The organism is Nocardioides sp. Soil805 (assembly GCF_001429625.1).
GTDB lineage: Bacteria > Actinomycetota > Actinomycetes > Propionibacteriales > Nocardioidaceae > Nocardioides.
The window spans coordinates 2,004,302-2,026,244 of the sequence record NZ_LMSU01000001.1 but is presented as its reverse complement, the minus strand read 5'-3'; the positions used below and the strand labels follow the sequence as shown (position 1 = coordinate 2,026,244).

Annotated in this window: 19 protein-coding genes and 2 tRNA genes; 15 read left to right on the top strand and 6 right to left on the bottom strand. The window is 71.9% G+C overall.

The features are described 5' to 3' along the window. Nucleotides 1–139 precede the first annotated feature (139 nt). From gyrB to ASG94_RS09780, 8 genes are all read left to right on the top strand, one after another. The gene (gyrB, locus tag ASG94_RS09810) at nucleotides 140–2,209 is read left to right on the top strand and encodes a DNA topoisomerase (ATP-hydrolyzing) subunit B (protein ID WP_056926058.1); all 2,070 of its coding nucleotides are present in this window, start codon (nucleotides 140–142) and stop codon (nucleotides 2,207–2,209) included. Nucleotides 2,210–2,263: 54 nt separating this feature from the next. Beyond that, complete coding sequence (gene gyrA / locus ASG94_RS09805) at nucleotides 2,264–5,086, top strand: DNA gyrase subunit A (protein WP_056926057.1); 2,823 nt, start codon at nucleotides 2,264–2,266, stop codon at nucleotides 5,084–5,086. 3 nt (nucleotides 5,087–5,089) lie between these two features. Further along, entirely contained in the window at nucleotides 5,090–5,650 is a 561-nt protein-coding gene (locus tag ASG94_RS09800) for a DUF3566 domain-containing protein (protein WP_056926056.1), read from the top strand. 115 nt (nucleotides 5,651–5,765) lie between these two features. Beyond that, nucleotides 5,766–5,839: transfer RNA gene (locus ASG94_RS09795), tRNA-Ile, on the top strand. A 46-nt stretch (nucleotides 5,840–5,885) separates the two neighbouring features. Beyond that, a complete protein-coding gene (locus ASG94_RS22385) occupies nucleotides 5,886–6,011 on the top strand; it encodes a DLW-39 family protein (protein ID WP_235537191.1) in 126 nt (41 codons plus the stop codon). 27 nt (nucleotides 6,012–6,038) lie between these two features. Continuing rightward, a tRNA-Ala gene (locus ASG94_RS09790) sits at nucleotides 6,039–6,114 on the top strand. A 90-nt stretch (nucleotides 6,115–6,204) separates the two neighbouring features. Then, nucleotides 6,205–7,452 (top strand): hypothetical protein, encoded by a 1,248-nt coding sequence (locus ASG94_RS09785; protein WP_056926055.1) that lies wholly within the window; start codon nucleotides 6,205–6,207, stop codon nucleotides 7,450–7,452. Nucleotides 7,453–7,597: 145 nt separating this feature from the next. Then, nucleotides 7,598–8,257 carry a DUF305 domain-containing protein gene (locus tag ASG94_RS09780; RefSeq protein WP_056926054.1) on the top strand — a complete coding sequence of 220 codons (660 nt, stop codon included), beginning with the start codon at nucleotides 7,598–7,600 and terminating at the stop codon, nucleotides 8,255–8,257. 16 nt (nucleotides 8,258–8,273) lie between these two features. On the opposite strand, the gene ASG94_RS09775 is transcribed toward ASG94_RS09780, so the two are convergent. The 3 genes from ASG94_RS09775 to ASG94_RS09765 are packed head-to-tail and all read right to left on the bottom strand — an operon-like array spanning nucleotide 8,274 to nucleotide 12,654. Beyond that, a complete protein-coding gene (locus tag ASG94_RS09775) occupies nucleotides 8,274–10,475 on the bottom strand; it encodes a transglutaminase-like domain-containing protein (RefSeq protein WP_056926053.1) in 2,202 nt (733 codons plus the stop codon). After that, on the bottom strand, nucleotides 10,472–11,638 hold the full coding sequence (locus tag ASG94_RS09770) for a DUF58 domain-containing protein (RefSeq protein WP_156411495.1): 1,167 nt from the start codon (nucleotides 11,636–11,638) through the stop codon (nucleotides 10,472–10,474). The genes ASG94_RS09775 and ASG94_RS09770 overlap by 4 nt, the downstream gene beginning before the upstream one ends. Before the next feature lie 11 nt (nucleotides 11,639–11,649). Next, nucleotides 11,650–12,654 (bottom strand): AAA family ATPase, encoded by a 1,005-nt coding sequence (locus tag ASG94_RS09765; RefSeq protein WP_056926051.1) that lies wholly within the window; start codon nucleotides 12,652–12,654, stop codon nucleotides 11,650–11,652. A gap of 72 nt (nucleotides 12,655–12,726) precedes the next feature. Here ASG94_RS09765 and ASG94_RS09760 point away from each other — a divergent pair, with 72 nt between their 5' ends. Genes ASG94_RS09760 through ASG94_RS09745 form a run of 4 tightly spaced genes read left to right on the top strand, consistent with a single transcriptional unit; the run spans nucleotide 12,727 to nucleotide 15,756 of the window. After that, nucleotides 12,727–13,449 (top strand): SURF1 family protein, encoded by a 723-nt coding sequence (locus ASG94_RS09760; protein WP_056926050.1) that lies wholly within the window; start codon nucleotides 12,727–12,729, stop codon nucleotides 13,447–13,449. Next, a complete protein-coding gene (locus ASG94_RS09755; RefSeq protein ID WP_056926049.1) occupies nucleotides 13,446–13,814 on the top strand; it encodes a DUF3817 domain-containing protein in 369 nt (122 codons plus the stop codon). The genes ASG94_RS09760 and ASG94_RS09755 overlap by 4 nt, the downstream gene beginning before the upstream one ends. A gap of 34 nt (nucleotides 13,815–13,848) precedes the next feature. After that, nucleotides 13,849–14,712, top strand: a complete 864-nt coding sequence (locus ASG94_RS09750; protein ID WP_200958041.1) for a patatin-like phospholipase family protein — start codon at nucleotides 13,849–13,851, stop codon at nucleotides 14,710–14,712. Nucleotides 14,713–14,754: 42 nt separating this feature from the next. Beyond that, nucleotides 14,755–15,756, top strand: a complete 1,002-nt coding sequence (locus ASG94_RS09745) for a lysophospholipid acyltransferase family protein (protein WP_056926047.1) — start codon at nucleotides 14,755–14,757, stop codon at nucleotides 15,754–15,756. Nucleotides 15,757–15,927: 171 nt separating this feature from the next. Here ASG94_RS09745 and ASG94_RS09740 read toward each other — a convergent pair whose 3' ends face one another. Next, on the bottom strand, nucleotides 15,928–16,776 hold the full coding sequence (locus tag ASG94_RS09740; RefSeq protein ID WP_056926046.1) for a hypothetical protein: 849 nt from the start codon (nucleotides 16,774–16,776) through the stop codon (nucleotides 15,928–15,930). A 168-nt stretch (nucleotides 16,777–16,944) separates the two neighbouring features. Between ASG94_RS09740 and ASG94_RS09735 the strand changes: the two genes are divergently transcribed. Together ASG94_RS09735 and ASG94_RS09730 are read left to right on the top strand one after the other, a co-directional pair. Next, on the top strand, nucleotides 16,945–17,454 hold the full coding sequence (locus ASG94_RS09735) for a peptidylprolyl isomerase (protein WP_056926417.1): 510 nt from the start codon (nucleotides 16,945–16,947) through the stop codon (nucleotides 17,452–17,454). Between the two features lie 13 nt (nucleotides 17,455–17,467). After that, complete coding sequence (locus tag ASG94_RS09730) at nucleotides 17,468–18,397, top strand: rhomboid family intramembrane serine protease (RefSeq protein WP_056926045.1); 930 nt, start codon at nucleotides 17,468–17,470, stop codon at nucleotides 18,395–18,397. 353 nt (nucleotides 18,398–18,750) lie between these two features. Here ASG94_RS09730 and ASG94_RS09725 read toward each other — a convergent pair whose 3' ends face one another. Continuing rightward, the gene (locus ASG94_RS09725; RefSeq protein ID WP_156411494.1) at nucleotides 18,751–19,203 is read right to left on the bottom strand and encodes a cell division protein CrgA; all 453 of its coding nucleotides are present in this window, start codon (nucleotides 19,201–19,203) and stop codon (nucleotides 18,751–18,753) included. Nucleotides 19,204–19,275: 72 nt separating this feature from the next. Here ASG94_RS09725 and ASG94_RS09720 point away from each other — a divergent pair, with 72 nt between their 5' ends. Then, entirely contained in the window at nucleotides 19,276–20,070 is a 795-nt protein-coding gene (locus ASG94_RS09720) for a DUF881 domain-containing protein (protein WP_235537190.1), read from the top strand. Nucleotides 20,071–20,098: 28 nt separating this feature from the next. Here ASG94_RS09720 and pknB read toward each other — a convergent pair whose 3' ends face one another. Next, nucleotides 20,099–21,892, bottom strand: coding sequence for a Stk1 family PASTA domain-containing Ser/Thr kinase (gene pknB, locus ASG94_RS09715; protein WP_056926043.1), 1,794 nt, complete (start codon nucleotides 21,890–21,892; stop codon nucleotides 20,099–20,101). Nucleotides 21,893–21,943 lie beyond the last annotated feature (51 nt).

Genomic DNA, 21,943 nt, shown 5'->3' with positions numbered 1-21,943 from the left:
CAGATGACCCGATTCGGAGAGCACATGCGTGGATTGTGCGCGCGTGAAGGGTAGACTCGCCGAACGGGTCGCCGGCTCATCAGTCGCGACCCTCTCCCATGTCACCGACCCGTGTGGTCGAGAAGCAGATGAGGTTTGCGTGAGCGACGGATCCGCCCCCGAGAGGCCCAACGGCGTCGACTACGACGCCTCCGCGATCCAGGTGCTGGAGGGCCTCGAAGCGGTCCGCAAGCGCCCCGGCATGTACATCGGCTCCACCGGTGAGCGCGGCCTGCACCACCTCATCTGGGAGATCATCGACAACGCCGTCGACGAGTCGATGGCGGGCTACTGCGACCGCGTGATCGTCACCCTGCGGGCCGACGGCAGCGTCCGGGTCGAGGACAACGGTCGCGGCATCCCCACCGACACCGCGCCCGGGCAGGACATGCCCGCGCTGACGATGGCGCTGACGATGCTGCACGCGGGCGGCAAGTTCGGCGGCGGCGGCTACAAGGTGTCCGGCGGCCTGCACGGCGTCGGCGTCTCGGTCGTCAACGCGCTCTCGACGCACCTGCACGCCGAGGTCCGCAACCGCGGCCACCTGTGGCGCCAGACCTTCAGCCTCGGCGTGCCCGACGGCGAGCTCGAGCAGGTCCGTCCGATGGAGGAGGGCGAGCGCACCGGCACGACCGTCACGTGGTGGGCCTCGGAGGACATCTTCGAGACCACGACGTACAACCTCGAGACGATCACCAACCGCATCCGCGAGATGGCCTTCCTCAACAAGGGCCTCGAGATCGTGGTTCGCGACGAGCGCGAGCACGCCGACGACCTCGCTGACGCGGTGGGCGACAGCACCATCGACCCCAGCGTCGACCAGGCGGGCGCCGACGCGATCAAGAAGACCGCGACCGGCCTCGAGCGGATCTTCAAGTACGACCGCGGCCTCGTCGACTACGTCGAGCACCTCAACCGCCGCAAGGACAAGGCCAACCCGACGATCATCTCCTTCGAGGCCGAGTCGCCCGAGTCCTCGGGCGCGCACATGAGCCTCGAGGTGGCGATGCAGTGGAACACCTCGTTCACTGAGTCGGTCCACACCTTCGCCAACGCGATCAACACCCACGAGGGCGGCACCCACGAGGAGGGCTTCCGCTCGGCACTCACCAGCCTGGTCAACCACTGGGGTGAGGAGTGGGGCCAGATCAAGAAGAAGGAGGACCGGGTCTCCGGCGACGACATCCGCGAGGGCCTGACCGCCATCATCTCGATCAAGCTCGAGGAGCCCCAGTTCGAGGGGCAGACCAAGACCAAGCTCGGCAACACCGAGGCCAAGGGCTTCACCCAGCGCATCGTCAACGACCAGCTCGGCGCCTGGTTCGAGCAGAACCCCGCCGAGGGCAAGGACATCGTCCGCAAGTCGCAGGCCGCGGCGTCGGCGCGCATCGCGGCCCGCAAGGCGCGCGACCTGGCCCGCAACCGCAAGGGCCTGCTGGGCGGCGGCGGCCTGCCGGGCAAGCTGAGCGACTGCCAGTCGACCAACCCCGCCGAGTGCGAGGTCTTCATCGTCGAGGGTGACTCGGCCGGCGGCTCCGCGCGCCAGGGCCGCGACCCACGCGTCCAGGCGATCCTGCCGATCCGCGGCAAGATCCTGAACGTCGAGAAGGCCCGCATCGACAAGGTGCTGGCCAACACCGAGGTCCAGGCGATCATCTCCGCGCTCGGCACCGGCATCCACGAGGAGTTCAGCCTCGAGAAGCTGCGTTACCACAAGGTCGTGCTGATGGCCGACGCCGACGTCGACGGCCACCACATCAACACCCTGCTGCTGACGCTGCTGTTCCGCTTCATGAAGCCGCTCATCGAGCACGGCTACGTCTACATGGCCCAGCCGCCGCTCTACCGGATCCGGTGGAACAAGCCGGCCGAGCACGAGTTCGTCTACTCCGACGCCGAGCGCGACGCGATGATGAAGGACGGCCTGGCCCAGGGCCGCAAGCTGCCCAAGGAGAACCCGGTGCAGCGCTACAAGGGCCTCGGTGAGATGAACGCCGAGGAGCTGTGGGAGACCACGATGAACCCCGAGCAGCGCCTCATGCTCCAGGTCACCCTCGACGACGCCGCCCAGGCCGACGAGGTGTTCTCCACGCTGATGGGCGAGGACGTCGAGCAGCGGCGCTCGTTCATCCAGCGCAACGCCAAGGACGTCCGATTCCTCGATATCTGAGTGTCTAAGACCAGACCTAGATTCGAGTAGATCTCCCGAGAAGGACACAGACCCATGACTGAGACCACCGACAACCTCGCCGGACCCGGTGGCGGCGGCCGCATCGAGCCCATCGAGCTCCAGACCTCGATGCAGCGCGCCTACATCGACTACGCGATGGCGGTCATCGTGGGCCGCGCGCTGCCCGACGTACGCGACGGCCTCAAGCCGGTGCACCGCCGGGTGCTCTACGCGATGTACGACGGCGGCTACCGCCCCGACCGCGGCTTCTCCAAGTGCTCGCGCGTCGTCGGTGACGTCATGGGTCAGTACCACCCGCACGGCGACACCGCGATCTACGACACCCTGGTCCGCCTCGCGCAGCCCTGGGTGATGCGGGCGCCGCTGGTCAACGGCCAGGGCAACTTCGGCTCGCCGGGCAACGACGCCGCCGCGGCCATGCGGTACACCGAGTGCCGGATGGCCCCGCTCGCGCTCGAGATGGTGCGCGACATCGAGCAGGACACCGTCGACTTCCAGCCCAACTACGACGGCCGCTCGCAGGAGCCGGTCGTCCTGCCCTCGCGCTACCCCAACCTGCTGGTCAACGGCTCCGCCGGCATCGCGGTCGGCATGGCCACCAACATCCCGCCGCACAACCTGCGCGAGATCGCCGACGGCGCCCGCTGGGCCCTCGAGCACCCGGACGCCACCCGCGAGGAGCTCCAGGACGCGCTCATCGAGCGGGTCAAGGGCCCCGACTTCCCCAACGGCGCGCTCATCGTGGGCCGCGAGGGCATCGAGCAGGCCTACCGCACCGGCCGCGGCTCGGTCACCCAGCGCGCGGTCATCGAGATCGACGAGGACGCCAAGGGCCGCACCTGCCTGTCGATCACCGAGCTGCCCTACATGGTCAACCCCGACAACCTGGCGCTCAAGATCGCCGAGCTCGCCGACTCCGGCAAGGTGCAGGGCATCTCCGACGTCCGCGACGACTCCTCCGGCCGCACCGGCCAGCGCCTCGTCGTGGTGCTCAAGCGCGACGCCGTGGCCCGGGTCGTGCTCAACAACCTGCTCAAGCACACCGAGCTGCAGACCAACTTCAGCGCCAACATGCTCGCGCTGGTCGACGGGGTGCCGCGCACCCTGACCATCGACCAGTTCATCAGCAACTGGGTCACCCACCAGATCGAGGTCATCCAGCGGCGGACCCGCTTCCGCCTCGCCGAGAAGGAGCGCCAGGCCCACGTCTACCGCGGCCTGGTCAAGGCCCTCGACGCCCTGGACGAGGTCATCGCCCTCATCCGTCGCAGCCCCGACGTCGCGGAGGCCCGCGAGGGGCTGATCGAGCTCCTCGACATCGACGAGGTGCAGGCCGACGCCATCCTCGAGATGCAGCTGCGCCGGCTCGCCGCCCTCGAGCGACAGAAGATCATCGACCGCCTCGCCGAGCTCGAGCTGGAGATCGCCGACCTCGAGGACATCCTGGCCAACGAGTCGCGCCAGCGTCAGATCGTCATGGACGAGCTGACCGAGATCGTCGACAAGTACGGCAACGACCGGCGTACCCAGATCATCGCCGCCGACGGGGACCTCTCGATGGAGGACCTCATCCCCGACGAGGAGCTGGTGGTCTCGATCACCCGCGGCGGCTACGCCAAGCGTACGCTGCGCCAGCAGTACCGCCTGCAGAAGCGCGGCGGCAAGGGCGTGCGCGGCGCGACCCTGCGTGGCGACGACGTGGTCGAGCACTTCATCTCCACCACCAACCACCACTGGCTGCTGTTCTTCACCACGGCCGGACGCGTCTACCGCACCAAGGCCTACAACCTGCCCGAGGCCGCACGGGACGCCAAGGGCGGCCACGTCGCCGGGCTGCTGAGCTTCCAGCCCGACGAGGACATCGCCCAGGTGCTGGCGATCCGCGACTACGACCAGGCTCCCTACCTCGTGCTCGCCACCCGCAACGGGCTGGTCAAGAAGACCCGCCTCGGCGACTACAACTCCCCGCGCCAGGCCGGCGTCATCGCGATCAACTTCCGCGAGGACGACGACGAGCTGATCGGTGCCGAGCTGGCCAACGCCGAGGACGACATCCTGCTGGTCTCCCGCAAGGGCCAGGCGATCCGCTTCAAGGCCGACGACTCCCAGCTGCGGCCGATGGGCCGCGCCACCAGCGGCGTCTCGGGCATGAAGTTCCGCGACGGCGACTCGTTGTTGTCGATGTCGGTGATCCGCGCGGCCCAGGTGGCCGCCGAGGTCGCCGCCGGCCTGGACTCCGAGACCCCCAGCGACGAGGTCGCGGCCCCGACCGAGGGTGCCGTCGAGGAGGCGCCCCGCAACGACGAGGTCGCCACCGCGGCCGGCACCGGCGAGGTCAAGCCGCAGTACGTCTTCACCATCACCGACGGCGGCTTCGCCAAGCGCACCCGCATCAACGACTACCGCACGCAGTCGCGCGGCGGCCTGGGCATCAAGGCGATGTCGCTGGCCAACGAGGACCGCGGCGGGCTGGTCGGCGCCTTCATCGTCGAGGACGGCGACGAGGTGCTCTCCATCACCCAGGGCGGCCAGGTCGTGCGCAGCCCCATCAACGACGACTTCCGGCCGACCGGCCGTTCGACCATGGGCGTCAAGTTCGTGCAGCCCAAGAAGGACGACTCGGTCGTCGTGGTCGCCCGCTCGGTGGAGGCCCGCGAGGAGGAGGCCGACGAGGTCGAGAACGGTCCCCTCGAGGGTGAGGACGAGACCGGTACACCGGTCGCGACCGACGCCGCCGAGGGCACCGCGACCGAGGCGGTTTCGGAGGCCGGTTCCGAGGCAGGGGACGGCGACGAATCGCCCGAGGTTGCCGACGATGCAACAATCGAGAGTCCGTCCGAGTCCGCTGAGGAGTGATCCATGTCCGAGCGCACCGCTTCCCGAGCCCAGGGCAGCCCGCGCGGTGACGAGTCCGCCGCGTCTCGGCCGTCGCTGAGCGAGCGCGTCCAGTCGAAGCTGTCCAACGCCGCCACCGAGCACCGCGCCAACGCGGAGGCGAAGGACACCCGCACCGGTCGCCGCATCACCAAGGGGTCGGCCAAGTCGCCCCGCCGTGCCCGACTGCGGCTGACCCGGATCGACCCCTGGTCGGTCATGAAGACCTCGTTCCTGCTTTCGGTCGCCTTCGGCGTCGTCACCTTCGTGGCGGTCTTCATGGTGTGGTCGGTCCTCGGTGCCGCGGGCGTCTGGGACTCGATCAACTCGACGGTCGCGAGCGTCGTCGAGGGCGACACCAACACCAGCGACTTCGACGTCACCAACTACCTCGGCATGGGTCGGGTGCTCGGCTTCACCCTGCTCGTCAGCATCATCGACGTGATCCTGCTGACGGCCATCGCCACCCTCACCGCGTTCCTCTACAACATGGCCGCGGCGCTGCTCGGTGGCATCGAGGTCACCCTCGCCGAGGACGAGCGCTGAGGCTGGCGCACACCCCTCGCGGACGGCGTACCGGCGTTTTGTGGGGGTCCTCGGGCGTGGGGTAGTGTCTCCCCTCGGCCACCGGTGGTGGCCGTGTCGTCGTCCGCGACGACTCGGGCCTATAGCTCAGACGGTTAGAGCGCTTCCCTGATAAGGAAGAGGTCACAGGTTCAAGTCCTGTTAGGCCCACCGACGTCCCATCCGCGGCACCCGCCCCGCACCCCCAGGAGCGCACATGAAGAAGATCATCCTCCTCCTGCTGGCCGCCGGCGGCGCCGCGTTCGCGAAGAAGAAGATGGACGAGGGCAAGACCGAGCAGGCCCTGTGGGCCGAGGCCACGGACACCGTCCACAAGTCCTGACCACCCCGGCCCGCACGGGCCGACCCGGGGGCCTTGGCGCAATTGGTAGCGCACCTGCTTTGCAAGCAGGGGGTTAGGGGTTCGAGTCCCCTAGGCTCCACCACCCGCCGAGAACGTGAGTGCCGCGGTCTCCGGCACTGTGTGTTGTCGTGAACGACGGTCGGGGCTCGCGAAAGTCCTGTTGACTGCTCCAGTGGATCTGCTGACCTGGTTCGACCTGATCACGACGGTCGCGACCGTCCTTGCGGTGCTGGTGTCGGCGTATGCCGTTGCGCTCGCCCGGGACGCGGTCAAGGTGAGCGAGGCCGGACTGGAGACCGGCCGCAAGGACACCCTGCTCGCGATCACGACGCAGGTGCGGAGCACCTTGAACGATCTGATCGCGTCGTCCGGTGAGTTCGACGCCCAGCTCCTGCCGTACTGGAAGATCCCGGAGTCCGGACTCGGGCTGCCTGTCCACGTCACCGGGTCCGACGTGGGCGAGGACCCGTGGGTCGAGCGGGAGGTCCGGGTCCACGCCCAAGCACGCAGGATGACGACGCTGGGGACGATCCTCGCCAGTGAGCTCGCCGGCATGTTCGGCCATGTCCCCACCGGCTGGGACGCGGACGAGAGTGAGCGGCTCCTCGGATGGATCCGGGGGTTCGGCGACGGAGCGTGGTTTGCGCCCTACGCCGCGCTCGTCTCGGACGGCCCGACCTCCGCACTGACCATGATCGACTACCTGCGGTCCGAGGAGTTCGGAGGACTCCGGACCTTTGCGGTGGACCAGCTCTTCGACCAGGCGAGTCCGGGCGGTCTGCCCCACCCGCGCGCCAAGAACGTGGCCAGCGCGATGTTCAACGTCTCCCGGGACCGACTGATGGTGGAGGTGCTCGCCGCCCTTGCGCGCGCGGACGAGCTGATCGCCGACGGGGCGCCGCTCGCGAGCGCGGAGACGGCCCGCTTCCTGCGAGGCATCCACGACCTTCCTGCAGCGCCGATGCCGTCGCGGGACGACACCACGACGTACCGCCTCGTGCGGCGCGGCGGTCCGACCTCGGAGGGCACGTTGCCCGAGCTCGTCGCGACCCTGATCCCGGACTACGCCGAGTACGAGTTCGACTCCCGCGTCGCCCGGGCTCGCCGGGACGCGTCGGTGTTGCACCACGCGACCGAGCAGCAGCAGAAGGTACTCGGGGCGGAGCTCTCGGACCGGGAGCGGCGGCTGGCGGACAGCCCCAAGGGGTCTGTCCTGGAGGATCCGGACGGGGGGCCGCTGGGTTCGTGGTCGAGCCGGGCTCCGCTGTTCCTGGCGGCCAGCTTGTACGCGCCGTACACCGACGTCCCCGCGCCCGACGGGCACGCCGTGAGGCTCCTCGAGAGCGCGACCGAGCAGTCCTACCTGGAGAACTTCGGTCGCCTGACCGTGCTGAGCGCCGGCTCCGCACAGGAGTCCTGAGCCGGAGGACGGCTCGCGAAGGGTGCTTGTCCGCACGCCCGCACTGCGGGACCTCCGTCACCGGCCCGCGGGGCGCCCGCCTCTCCCCCTGACGGCCGCCCTGGCGCATCCTCGGTAGCAGGAGGACCCTGCGAGGAGGTCGGCGATGAGGCGCTCGGTGGTGGTGGCCGTGTGTGCCAGCGTCGTGGCGGTCGTCGCAACGGCGGGTCTGGCCGTCGCCCTCACGAACGACGACGACAACAGGCCCGGGATGATGTCCAGCAACGTCCAAGGGCGGGGCACCGGCGGTCCCGGCGGGCCGGGCCTCGGCCGCGGGACGATGATGCAGGGCCCCGGGCTCGGCGCCATGATGGGCGCCGGCATGCACGTCGTCGTACGCAGCGAGCACGGGTTCCTCGTCCGGATGATCGCCCACCACGAGGAGGCGATCGAGGCGGCCGGGGAGCTGAGCCGCTCCGACCGGCCCGAGATGCGGGAGCTGGGCCGCTCGATCGTGGCGGACCAGACGGCGCAGGTCGAGCAGATGCGGGCCTGGCTCCAGGAGTGGTACCCCGACCGCTCGGGCCATACCGCCTACCGGCCGATGATGCGCGACCTCAGCGGGCTGTCGGGCGACCGGCTGGACCTGGTGTTCCTCGAGGACATGATCGGGCACCACATGGCCGCGGTGATGATGTCGCAGCAGCTCGTGGTCCGCGGGCTCGCGGAGCACGACGAGGTGGCGGACCTGGCCCGGTCGATCAGCGCCAGCCAGCGCGCGGAGATCCTGACGATGCGCCGCTGGCTGTGGCAGTGGTTCGCCTGAGGGATCGCCTCGCGAATCAGCGGCGGCGCAGCAGCGAGCGCGGGTCGAGCGGCGCGAGCATGCGGCGTACGGGGGAAGCGGAGGACCGCAGCCCCGAGCGGCTCTCGTCCACGAGCGCCCAGAAGGCGGCTGCGGTGTCCGGCTCGCCGGGCGAGAAGGTCGCGACGTCCGCGTCGCGCGCGAGCCCGGGCGGTACGCCGAGGGCGACGGCCTGGGCGGTCCGGGTGCCGCGCGGGACGGGTACGCCGAGGTCCCCGGCCGTGTCGACGAGCTCGTCCCAGCCGCCGAGGTAGGCCAGGGACGGCGGCGAGGCCGCCCGGCGGCGCCGGCGGCGCAGCACCTTGAGCAGCGGGACCACGCCCAGCGCGAGAGGCACCAGCAGCAGCAGCGGCCACCGGGGCAGCGGCTCGTCGGCGACCTCGTCCTGCGACTCTGGCGTCTCCGGCTCCTCGCGGACCTCCGGCTCCTGCTGCTGGGGACGGTCGGTGGGCCGCTGGCTCGAGGGCAGCCGGACCTCCGGCAGCGGCGCGGAGTTGCGCTTGGGCGGTCGCCGCCCCATGAACGCCCGGGTCGGCAGCACCCGCCACGAGCCGTTGGCGACGCGGATCTCCACCCAGGCGTCGAGGTGCTTGCCCTTGATGACCCCGTTGCGGCCGAGCACGGCGCCGACCGCCACCCGCGCCGGGACGCCGACGCGGTTGGCCAGCAGCGCCATGGTGGCGGCGTACTGCTCGTCGTTGCCGACCATCATCGGCGCGTTGACGAAGCCCTCGTCCAGGCGGTCCTCGTCCTGCCCGGGCTCGAAGCGCGTCTCCCACCCGAAGGCGCCGTTGGAGTAGCGGCCGCGCTCACGCAACCGGTCGGCGATCCGGAACACCTCGCCCATCGGCGTCCGCGCCCCCAGCGACCAGGCGCGGGCCGGCACGTCGAGGAAGGCGGCGGCGTCCTGGAGCGTGGTGTCGGGGCGGCGGAAGGGCTTCATCCGCACCGTGAGCCGGTCGGGCGTGGGGACGGCGGTGAGGACGTAGTCCTCCTTGACGTGCAGGCCGCCGGGCAGCACCGCGGTGTCGGTCGCCCGGTTGTAGCGCAGGTCGGGCAGCCGGTCGCTGGCGTAGTCGTCGTAGAACTCGAAGGACTGGACGGCGCCGATCGTCGGCACCCACGGGAGGTCCCAGGTGCTGCGCACGAAGAAGGTGTAGAGCTCCTCCTCGCCGCGCCCCGGGTTGTCGAGGCGCGACGGGACGCGCAGGAAGCGGTCGGTGAAGTCGTCGGGGCTGGTGTCGTCGTCGGCGTACCAGCGGGTGCCGTCGTACCGGTCGAGCACCGCGACGCGCACCCGCGTCCCCGGGCCGGCGCCGCGCACCCGGAACAGCTTGCGCTCGGCCAGGTTGGTGTAGACGCCGGGCCCCTGGTCGCGGAAGCGGCGGAAGGCCGACAGCGGCGTCTCGAGGTAGGCCGAGTCGTACGGCGTGACTGCCTCGCGCAGCACGGCGCGGCGCTCGCCCTCCGGCAGGTCGACGACGGCGTACGACGCCACGGCGACGAGCCCGAGCACGGCCAGGCCGACGAGCAGGCGGCGCCCGGAGACGCCGCCGAGGGACGGGTCGCCCGCCGGGCCGGCCTCGACCCGCAGCCCGCGGTGGGCCGTCCAGGCCAGCGCCACGGCGCCGAAGCCGACGCCCTGCAGCAGCGTGGAGAAGGGGTCGGTCATGCCCAGGACCAGGGCCAGGACCAGCGCGGCGACGAGCGGGACCAGCGGCAGCGCGGCCCGCCGGCTGCGCAGCGCGATCGCCGACGAGATCGCGGCCGGCAGCAGCGCCAGGGCGTAGGGGATCAGCAGCACCGCGCCCCGGCTGTCCACGCGCGGGGCGGTCTCGACGAGGATCCGCCAGGACTCGACCGTGCCGATCGCTACGTCGTTGATCGTCTCGATGTCGGGGACACCGAGGAACAGCCCCGAGGAGCCGAGCGCGACGACCCCGGCGGTGAGCAGGTAGGGCACCGGCACCAGCGGGATGACCACGCCGCGGCCGAGCCGCAGGCCGGTCAGCAGCAGGGTCCAGGCCAGGCCGATCGCCACCCCGGCCGCGGCGACGACGACCCACCGCACCCCGGCGAAGGTGTCGGCGAAGCCGGCCAGGGCGATCGCCGTCAGCACCACGACGGCCAGGACGTCGACGGCGGCGTACGGCGGGAGCGGACGCGTGCGGGTGCTCATGAGGTGGCCGCCATCAGGCCGGGCAGCTCGGCGAGCCGACCCACGGTGACGACGTCGTGCCCGTGCTGGTGGACCACGCCGGCCGGCTCGCCGGGAGCCGCGCGCAGCACGACGACGCGGGTCTCGGCGGGCAGGGTCGTGGTCGCCCGGCCGAGGGCCTCGAGGTCGGTCCCCGCGCCGGTCACGAGCAGCAGCACGCTGGTCTCCGGGGCGAGCGCGAGCGCGGCGACCACCTGCTCGCTCGGCGTGCCGGTGCCCGGCTCGGGGTCGATGCGGCAGGTGCCGTCGAGCACGGTGGGGGCCGGCAGCGCGGCCAGCTGGATGCTGCCGCAGGCCAGGCTGACCTCATACTCCTCGCGGGCCGCGCACATGAGCAGCGACGCCGCGACCGAGGCGGCGAGCTCGAAGCCCTCGCCCGTCGGGTACGCCGCGGGGTCGGCGTCGACGACGACGGTGGCGTGGTTGCGGCGAGTGTCGTGGTACTGCCGGACGAGCAGCTCCCCGGCGCGGGCCGAGGAGCGCCAGTGGACGTGGCGCAGGTCGTCGCCGGGGACGTACTCCCGCAGCGCGTGGAAGGCCAGGTCGCTCATGGAGATCCGGTCGCTGGGGGTGCCCTCGAGGTCGCGCACGTGGCCGCTGCCCAGGCTCGGGACGACCACCATGGTCGGTCGCACGAACAGCTCGCGCGCGCGGCCCCACCGCACCGGGCGGTGCAGCAGCCCGAGCGGGTCGGCCCGGATCGCGGTGGCCGGCCCGACCTGGAGGACGCCCCGGGTCAGGTCGTCGACGAGGACCTCGGCACGCTCGGTGGCGCCGCGGTCGAGGGACGGCATCCGTACCCAGGCGTCGCGGTCCCCGACGGGCAGCCGCAGCAGGGGCTGCCACAGCGGCAGGACCCCGCGGTTGGTGGCGGTGAGGGACGCCTCGGTGCTCTCGCCCGCGCTGGTGCGCGGCGGCCGGAGCCGCAGGTCGGCGTCGACCCGCGTCGGCACCAGCAGCCACGGCACGGCGGCGACCAGGACGCCGAGGCACATCACCGCGACCAGGCGGAGCTCGACGAGGCCCCACAGGAGCGACCCGGCGTACGCCGCGAGGCCGAGGAGCAGCACGCCGCGCCCCGTCGCCGTGGGGACCCGCAGCACCGCGAGCGCGCGCGACAGCACGTCCGGCACGCTCAGCCGCGGTAGGTCGGGGGCTCAACGGACTCGAGCAGCCGCTCGATGACGTCGTGGACCGAGACGCCGTTGAACTGTGCCTGCGGGTCGAGCAGCAGCCGGTGGCACAGCACCGGAGTGGCGAGCGCGGTGATGTCGCCGGGCACCACGGTCGTGCGGCCGTCGGCCGCGGCCCACGTCTTGGCCACCCGCACGAAGGCGAGGCAGCCGCGCGCGGACAGGCCCATCTTGACGTGCTGGAGGTCGCGGCTGGCCTCGGCGAGCTGGCGGACGTAGCGCACGATCGCGCGGTCGACGTACACCTCGCCGGCGACGCGGGTGAGCTCGGAGACGACCTCGAGGGAGACGACGGGGGCGACCAGCGAGGCGCGGTCGCGGACCGCGGAGCCCAGCAGCAGCTCCTCGGTGGCGTCGGCGTCGGGGTAGCCGACGGACGTCTTCATGAGGAACCGGTCGAGCTGGGCCTCGGGCAGCCGGTAGGTGCCGGCCTGCTCGATGGGGTTCTGGGTGGCGATGACCATGAAGGGCCTCGGCACGTCGTGGGTGATCCCGTCGACGGTGACGTGGCCCTCCTCCATCACCTCGAGCAGCGCCGACTGCGTCTTGGGGGAGGCGCGGTTGATCTCGTCGGCCAGCACGATGTCGTGGAAGATCGGGCCGCGGTGGAAGTCGAAGGTGCCCTTGTGCTGGTCGTAGACCGTGACACCGGTGACGTCGGTGGGCAGCAGGTCCGGGGTGAACTGGATGCGCGCGTGGCTGCCCTCGATGGTGTTGGACAGCGCCCGGGCCAGCATGGTCTTGCCGGTGCCGGGCAGGTCCTCGAGGAGCAGGTGGCCCTCGGAGACCAGGCAGGTCAGGGCCAGTCGGACGACGTGGTCCTTGCCGAGGACGGCGCGGCCCATGTGGTCGGCGACCTGGGTGAAGGTGCGGCTGAACCACTCCGCCTCGTGGGTGGTGATCGATCCGGTGCTGCCGTCGACCGCCGTCGGCTGGGTGTCAGTCATGTCCGCCTCTCCGTCTCGTGCGAAGGGTACGCGGGCGCCGGGCCGCTGGGGGCCGAGTGACAGACTCTGGCCGTGTCATCCACCCCCCGGACCGTCGGCGCCACCGCCCTGGCCCTGGTGCTCGTCGGCACCGCCGGCTGGCTGGGCTGGTGGCAGCTCGAGGCCTGGCAGGCGCGCCGCGACGCCGAGGCGCGCGACCTCACGACGCTGGCGCCCGTGGCCCTCGACGAGGTGATGGGCTCCGACGACCCGTTCCCCGGCGACCAGGTGGGCCAGCCGGTCGACGTGGCGGGCACCTGGTTGGGCGAGGGCAGCTTCCTCGTCTCCGGTCGCACCCAGGACGGGCAGGACGGCTACTGGGCGGTGACCCCGCTGGCCCTGGAGTCATCAGGAGGCGACACGGCGGTCCTGGTGGTGCGGGGCTGGAGCGCGGACCCGGAGGTGGACGTGCCGTCGGGCGGTGCCGAGCTCACCGGGTGGCTCCAGCCCCCCGAGGGCACCGGTGCGGTCGACGACGACCCGGACGACGACGTCGTGCCCCAGCTGCGGATCGCCGACGCCGTCCAGCGGGTCGACGCCGACCTGTACGGCGCCTACCTGGTCGCGCAGGAGCCCGGTCCGGGGCTGGAGGCCGCGAGCCTCGAGTCCCTCCCGGAGGTCGGGCGCTTCACCGCCCTGCGCAACCTGCTGTACGCCGCGGAGTGGTGGTTCTTCGGCGCCTTCGCGGCCTTCATCTGGTGGCGCTGGCTCCGCGACGAGCGCGCTGTGGAGCGCGTGACAGACTCGGCGACGTGAAGGCCGCTCTCCTCCGTTACCGGGTCATGGCCACCGTCGTCGGTGTGCTGCTCATCGTGCTGTGCCTCGTCGGCCTGCCGCTCCACTACGGCTACCTCCTCTTCCCCGAGGCGATGCCCAAGGGCGGCGCGGCCTACGACCTCGGCGCCGCGATCTCGGCGTACCTCGGCGTCGCCCACGGGTGGCTCTACCTGATCTTCCTCATCATGGCGTTCATGCTCGGGCGCAAGGCGGGGTGGGAGCTGCCGTTCCTCGCGGTGACGCTGGTGTGCGGCACCATCCCGGTCGTGTCGTTCTGGGCCGAGCACCGCGCCACGCAGCGGACGATCGCCGAGCACCCCGAGCTGCAGCCCGAGCCGGTGTGAGCCCGGTCGTGGGCGCCCCGTGACGACGGCCCCGGTGACGACCGCCTTCGTCCTCGGTGGCGGCGGCATCCTCGGCGCCGTCGAGGTCGGCATGCTCCGGGCGCTCTTCGAGCGCGGGATCACCCCCGACCTGGTGCTGGGCACCAGCGTCGGCGCGCTCAACGGCGCGATGGTGGCCCGCGAGCCGCGGCTGCCGGTCATCGAGCGGCTCACCGACCTGTGGGCGCAGACCGCCGCCGGCAACGCCGACCGCGGGGCCTCGCCGTTCCACGACCGGCCCCTGCGCACCGTGCGGCGCGCGATGGCGACGGGCACGCACATCTACTCCGCGAAGCCGCTCACCCAGCGCCTGGCCGAGGAGTTCGGCGACACCACCTTCGCCGACCTCGAGGTCTCCTTCCAGGTGTGCGCGGCCAGCATCGAGCGGTCGGCGGAGCACTGGTTCCACGACGGCCCGCTGGTGCCGGCGATCGTGGCCAGCGCGGCCGTGCCGGGACTGCTGCCCCCCGCCGAGGTCGAGACCGAGTTCGGGGTCGAGCACTTCCTCGACGGCGGCATCGTCAACTCCATCCCGGTCGGGCGGGCCGTCTCCCTCGGCGCGACCCGGGTCTTCGTCCTCCAGGTCGGGCGGGTCGACCGCCCGCTCACCGTGCCCAAACGGCCGTGGGAGGTGGCCCGGGTCAGCTTCGAGGTCGCGCGCCGGCACCGGTTCATGCGCGAGCTCGCCGAGATCCCCGAGGGCGTCGAGGCGCACGTCCTGCCCGCCGCCGGCACCTCGCCCAAGGACGACTCGATGCTGGCCTTCCGCGACTTCTCCTCCGTCCAGCGCCGCATCGACGCGTCGTACGACGCCTCGCTCGCCTACCTCGACGCGCACCTCGACCCGGACGTCTCCTGAGCGGCAGGATGGCGCCGTGACCAGGGTGCCGGGGACGTCGTCGTGATCTGGGTCCTGCGCCGGCTCGTGCTGGCTCCTGCGCTGGTCGGGCTGACCGTGCTGCTGTGGGTGACGCTGCCGCTGTGGATCATCGGCGCGGCCGCGATCTCTCCGGTGCTCCCGGGGCGCTGGCGTGCGTTGCGGCTGTTCTGGGTGGTGGTCCTCTACCTGAGTGCCGAGTCGCTGCTGCTCGTCGTGCTGCTGGGCCTGTGGCTGGCGTCGGGCTTCGGGTGGCGGATCCGCTCGCCGTACTTCGCCGGCATCCACTACGACCTGGTGCAGTTCACCCTGGTCGGCTTCTTCCGCGAGGCGCGCCGCGTGCTCGCGCTGCGGATCCGCACCGACGGGCCGGCCCCCGCCCGGCACCCCGAGCGCCCGATCCTGGTCTGCTGCCGCCACGCGGGACCGGGCGACTCGTTCACGCTGATGTACGCCCTGCTGCACTGGTACGGCCGCGAGCCGCGCGTCGTCCTCAAGGACACCCTGGCGTGGGACCCGGCCATCGACGTCCTCCTGCGGCGGATCCCGGCCAGCTTCATCTCGCCCAACCCCGGCGCCGGGGAGGACCTCGAGTCGCAGATCGCGGCACTGGCCAGCGGCCTGGACACCAACGACGCGTTCGTGATCTTCCCCGAGGGCGGCAACTTCACCCCGGCCCGGCGCGATCGCGCGATCGCGCGGCTGCGCAAGCTCGGCCTGCACCAGATGGCCGCCCGGGCCGAGCGGATGACCAACGTGCTCGCCCCGCGCCCCGGTGGCTTCCTCGCCGCCCTGGACGCGGCGCCCGAGGCCGACGTGGTGATGGTGGCGCACACCGGCCTCGACCACCTGCTGACCGTCGGGGACCTGTGGCGCGAGCTGCCGATGGACAAGACCCTGGTGATGCGCTGGTGGGAGGTCCCCCGCTCCGAGATCCCGGCGGGCCGCGAGGCACGCATCGAGTGGCTCTTCGGCTGGTGGGAGCGGATCGACGCGTGGGTGGAGGACAACCGCACGGTCGCCTGATCCGGGCCGGCTCCTGGCGAGCCCGAGCGCGGTGCCGGCGTAGTCCGTGACGATCGGACCCCGATCACGCCCGTCCGGGGGTCCCTTCGTCGGGGACTACCCAGCCCGAGGACGCCGCGAGCCTCGGACCATCAGGTCCGGGGCTCGCGGGTGGTCGTGCTCGCGCTGGGATCAGCGCTTGTTGTCGGGGACCTCGTCGACGTCGACGACCTCGGCCGGGTTGTCCGGCGTGGTCACGTCGTGGGGCTCCTCGACGCGGTCGCTGAGCGCCTCGCCCGGGTCGCCGCCACCGATGTCGTCCACCTCGGTGCGGTGGGTCGGGTCGGTGAGCGCGTCCGAGGCCTCCGCGGCGTCGACCGCCGTGGGGGTGGACGGGTCGAGCGGCGTCTTGATCGGGTCGGTCAGCGGGTCACCGGCCGCACCGCTCGTGGGCAGCGGCGACGTCGAGGCAGCCGACGGTGCGGTGCTGGTCGGCGGGGCCGGCGTGTAGCTCGACTGCCAGTTGTCCTTGGTCTGCGACTTGCGCAGCTTGCTCGCGACGGCGCCCGCGACGGCCAGCAGGCCGCCGATGAGCAGGAACGTCTTGAGCTTGCTGCGCTGCGGCTCCGGCTCCTGGCGCAGCTCCGACACCTTGGCGGCTGCCAGGTCGCGGCCCTCGGCGGCCTTCTCGGCGGCCAGGGCGGCACCGACCGCGACCTTCTCCGACGCCAGCGCGCGGCCCTCGGCCAGCACCGGGACGGCCCGGTCGCGGGCGTCCTGGATCAGGGGCACGGCGCGGTCCCGGGCGTCCTGGATGAGCGGGACCGCACGGTCCCGGGTGTCCTGGAGGAGGGGTACGGCGCGGTCGCGGGCGTCGGACACCAGCGGGGCTGCCTTGTCCCGCGCGTCGGCGAGAGCAGGTCCCGCCGTGGCGCGCGCAGTCTCCAGCGCCGCCTCGAGCTGGGGGATGACGGTGTCGGCGACGGACTCCACGTAGTCGTGGGCCCGATCCATGATCGACTTCTGCCTGCGGATGCGCATGCGTGGCCTCCTTGTGAGTAGTGCACCCATCTCACCATGCCGCGCGAAGCCACCGACAGCCCCGTCCGGGTGAACGCCGACCGTGCGGGCCCACGTGGCAGGATCGACGGCGACACGTGCGCGGCGCCCCCGGCGTCGCACGCACTCCTGACACGCGAGAGGCAGACCATGGCGGACACCAAGGCCACCCTGAAGACCAGCAAGGGCGACATCGTCATCACCCTGTTCCCCAACCACGCGCCGGAGACGGTCGACAACTTCGTGGGCCTCGCCGAGGGCACCAAGGACTACACGACCGGTGACGGCAGGAGCGGCCCGTTCTACGACGGCCTCGGCTTCCACCGGGTCATCGAGGGCTTCATGATCCAGGGCGGCTGCCCGCAGGGCACCGGCACCGGCGGTCCGGGCTACACGTTCAAGGACGAGATCCACCCCGAGCTCGTCTTCGACAAGCCCTACCTGCTCGCGATGGCCAATGCCGGCCCGGGCACCAACGGTTCCCAGTTCTTCATCACCCTGGGCGCCACCCCGTGGCTCAACCGCAAGCACACCATCTTCGGCGAGGTCGCCGACCAGGCCTCGCGCGACGTCGTCGACGCGATCGGCACGACCCGCACCGGCGCGATGGACCGTCCGGTCGACCCGGTCACCATCGAGTCGGTCACCATCGAGCGCTGAGGCACTCCACCGCATGACCCAGCCGACCTCCGGCAGTCCCACGGCCGGCGTCCCGACCTGCTACCGGCACGCCGGCCGTGAGACGTGGATCCGCTGCCAGCGCTGCGAGCGGCCGATCTGCCCCGACTGCATGCGGGACGCGGCGGTCGGCTTCCAGTGCCCCTCCTGCGTCGCCGAGGCGGCGCGGACGACGCGCAGCATCCAGGCGCCGTACGGCGGCGCCCGCTCGAGCAACCCGGCCCTCACGTCGATGGTGCTCGTGGGCATCAACGTCGCGGTGTGGCTGGCGATCCTGGTGACCGGCGGCTCGGGCAGCGCCCTGGTCGACCGGCTCGGCCTGCGCGCCAACGGCGCGTGCGCCCCGGGGGACGGCTACCTCTACGACATGACCCGTACGACGTGCGACGCCGTCGGCGGGCGCTTCCTGACCGGGGTGGCGGACGGCGCCTGGTGGCAGCTGGTGAGCAGCCAGTTCGCGCACGTCGAGATCTGGCACATCGCGGGCAACATGCTCGCCCTCTACGTCTTGGGCCCGCAGCTGGAGGCCGTGCTGGGACGCGCCCGCTTCCTCGCGCTCTACCTGGTCTCGGGCCTCGCCGGCTCCGTCACCGTGCTCTGGCTCTCCCCCGAGATCGGGCTGACCCTGGGTGCCTCCGGCGCGATCTACGGCCTCTTCGGTGCGCTCGGGGTCGTGGCGCACAAGGTCGGCGGCGACCTGCGCAGCCTCGGCGGGCTGCTCGTGCTCAACCTCGTCATCACCTTCGCCGTCCCCGGCATCTCCTGGCAGGGCCACCTCGGCGGCCTCGTCGGCGGTGCCCTGATCGCGGTCCTGCTGGTTTACGCCCCCCGGCAGCGTCGCGGCCTCGTGCAGTGGAGCGGGCTGGCGGCGATGACCGTCGCGCTCGTCGCGCTCGCGGCCGGCCGCATCCTCGCGCTCGCCTGAGACGCCACGCCGCGGCGTACGACACACCACCCCGCGGCGTACGCCGTGTGCTCGCCGGGGAACGAGATCGGCCTGCCCGGGAGCTGCTGGGCCCGTCTGGTTCCCCAGTCCTGTACGCCGTCCGCGCGTCGCCCGCGATGGTCCTCATGACGCCGCACGGGCGCCGCGACGGCCGCGTGTATGAATCACAGCCGCCGGGATTCGGGCACCCGCCCCATCCACAGGTGTGGAATCACCTGTGGAGAACTACACGTGTGTAGTTATGCACACCTTCTCCCCAGACTGGGGAAAATGAGAGCGGCGCCGACCCCCGCATGGGGAGTCGGCGCCGCTGGCACGACGTCAGGAGGAGGTCACTCCCAGCGGGTCGCGAACGTGAAGCCGACCGCCATGAACGCGATGCCGACGGCGAGGTTCCACTGGCCGAGGTCGTTGAAGACCGGCAGCGAGGAGAGGTCGTCGGAGAAGACGTAGAAGGTGCAGATCCACAGCAGGCCGATGAGGAAGCAGCCCAGCATCCCGACCACGACGCCGCGACCGCGGCCGAGGGGGGTCGACGGGTGGGCCGAGATCGCCAGGCCGAGGAGGAGGGCACCGAAGCCGATGGCGTAGTTCCACAGGCCGAGGTCCGCGATCGCCTTGGGCGAGCCCTCCTCGGCGGGGAACACCGCCGGGTCGGGGCGCACGCCCACGTAGTAGTAGACGATCCAACCGATGCCGGCCGCGATGAGGAGCAGGGCCACCAGGAACCTCACGGAGAAGACCTTCGCCTTGCTGTCGACGAACGCCTCGCTGGACTTGGGCACGACCACTCCTCGTAGCTCACGAACTCGGGCGGTGGGGCGTGGGGCGCCCACCGGGGGGCTAGCGTAGTCGCCATGTCCGTCCCGTCCGACCCGCGCCCCGACGACAGCGCGGCGCGCGCCCGTCGACGGGCCCAGGTGTGGCGGGTCGGGACCCCGGCGATGTTCGTCCTGTGCGGGGTCCTCTTCGCCGTCAGCGCCGAGCAGAGCGACGGCACGGACCTGCGCGGTGGCCGCTACACCGACCTGGCGTCGGTGGTGCAGGCCGAGCGCAACGACACCAACGCGCTCACGCGGGAGGTGTCGGGGCTCAACGACGAGATCGAGACGCTCACCGACGGGCTCGGGGACCGCACGGTCAACCGCTACCAGGACGAGATCGACACCCTCGTCGACCCCGCCGGCCTCACGCCGCGCACCGGCCAGGCGGTCAAGGTCACCCTCACCGACGCTCCCGAGGATGTCCTCTCGACGACCGACCGGGACCAGAACGACCTGGTCGTGCACCAGCAGGACCTCCAGGCCGTCGTCAACGCCCTGTGGCGCGCGGGGGCCGTCGCCGTCACCCTCCAGGGCCAGCGCATCATCTCTACGACCGGCATCAAGTGCGAGGGCAACTCGGTCACCCTGCACGGCGTGCCCTACTCCCCGCCGTACGAGATCGTCGGGATCGGCGACCCCGACGAGATGCTGACCTCGCTCGACGAGGACAGCTACCTCGACGTCTACCGCGAGTACGCCGCCGACCCCACGGGCGGCGTGGGCTACGCCGTCACCACGCTGCCGCGGATGACCGCGCCGGCCTACGACGGGCTGCTCGACCTGACCTACGCCACGCCGATGGCCACGACCGGGCAGGACGGCGGCTGAGCCCAGCCCGGTCGCGGCACCACCGGTCTCAGCCGGTACGCCGCGGGGTCGTCGTCGGCGTCTCGGTCGGCGTGGTCGGTGTCTCCGTCGGGAGCGGCGTCTCGGTCGGGAGCGGTGTCTCGGTCGGCGTCTCGGTGGGCGTCTCGGTCGGCGGCGGCTCGACGAACGCCGAGACCACGATGAGCACCGTGTCGCCGCGGTCGGCCTCGCCGTCGCGGGGGAACTGGTCGACGACCGTCCCCTTGGGCTCGGTGGACGACGGGTCCGTGCGGACCTCCACCTCGAAGCCGGCCTGGCGCAGCGTCCGGGTGGCCTCGCCCTGGCGCAGGCCGATCACCGACGGGACCGACTCGGGTCCGTCGGACACCGAGAGCGTGACGGTGGTGCCCTCGGCCACGGACTGCCCGGCCGGCGGATCGGTGGAGATGACCTGGTCCTTCGGCTCGTCGGACTCCACCTCGGTCACGGCGACCTTGAGGCCGTCGGCCCGCAACGCGTCGCGTGCGGCCACGCGCGGCTGCCCCACGACGTACGGGACCTGCACCTCGGGCCGCCCGAGGGAGACCACGAGGTCCACGTCGGTGCCGGGGTCGACGTACACGTCGCGGTTGGGGTCCTGGCGCAGCACCTCGTCGGCCGGCACGTCCTCCGACGGCTCCCGGGTGACCTGGCCGACCGTCAGCCCGGCCCGGCCGATCTCGATCCGGGCCTGCTCCTCGGTGAGCCCCACGAGGGTGGGGACCTGCTGGCGCTGCACGTCCTCCTCGAACATGCTCGGCAGGACGTACGCCGCACCGGCGATGGCCGCGACGATGAGCAGGCCGAGCAGGACGAGCAGGCCGGTGCGTCCGCGCTGCCCGTTGTCACCCGAGGGGGGCGCGGTGGTGGCGGCCGGGATGGTCGTGGTGGCCGCGGCGACCGCCGGGACCACCTCGGTCGCGGCCACCGGCGGCGCGACGGCCTGGATCGGGTGGCCGGCGAGGTAGCGCTCGATGTCCTGGCGCATCGCGGCCGCGCTCTGGTAGCGGTCCTCGACGCGCTTGGCGAGCGACTTGAGCACGATGGCGTCGATCTCGGGGTCGAGCTCCTGGTCGTGGTCCGACGGCGGCGAGGGCTGCTCGCGCACGTGCTGGTAGGCGACGGCGACGGGGCTGTCGCCGACGAAGGGCGGCCGGCCGGTGAGCAGCTCGTAGAGCAGGCACCCGGTGGAGTAGACGTCCGAACGGGAGTCGACGGTCTCGCCGCGGGCCTGCTCGGGGGAGAGGTACTGCGCGGTGCCGACGACCGCCGCCGTCTGGGTCATCGTCGAGGACGCGTCGGAGACGGCGCGGGCGATCCCGAAGTCCATCACCTTGACGTCGCCGCTCGGGGTCAGCATCACGTTGCCGGGCTTGATGTCGCGGTGGATGATCCCGGCCCGGTGGCTGTAGTCGAGGGCCGCGAGCACGTCGCTGGTGATCTCGAGGGCCCGCTCGGGCAGGATCTTGCGGCCCTCGCGCAGGATGTCGCGCAGGGTGCGTCCCTGCACGCACTCCATGACGATGTAGGGCTGGGCGACGTCGGAGCCGTCGGTCGCCATCTCCTCGCCGGTGTCGTAGACCGACACGATCGAGGGGTGGTTGAGGGAGGCGGAGCTCTGCGCCTCCCGGCGGAAACGGGCCTGGAAGGTCGCGTCGCTGGCCAGGTCCGTGCGGAGCCGCTTGACCGCGACGGTGCGTCCCAGGCGGGTGTCGCGCCCCTTGCGGACCTCGGCCATGCCGCCCCGTCCGAGCAGCTCGCCGAGCTCGTAGCGGCCGCCGATGACGGTCGGTTCGGTGCTCATCCTCGCCCCCTCGCTGCGCTGGTCGTCTGGCTGGTCGTCTGGCTTCGTCTC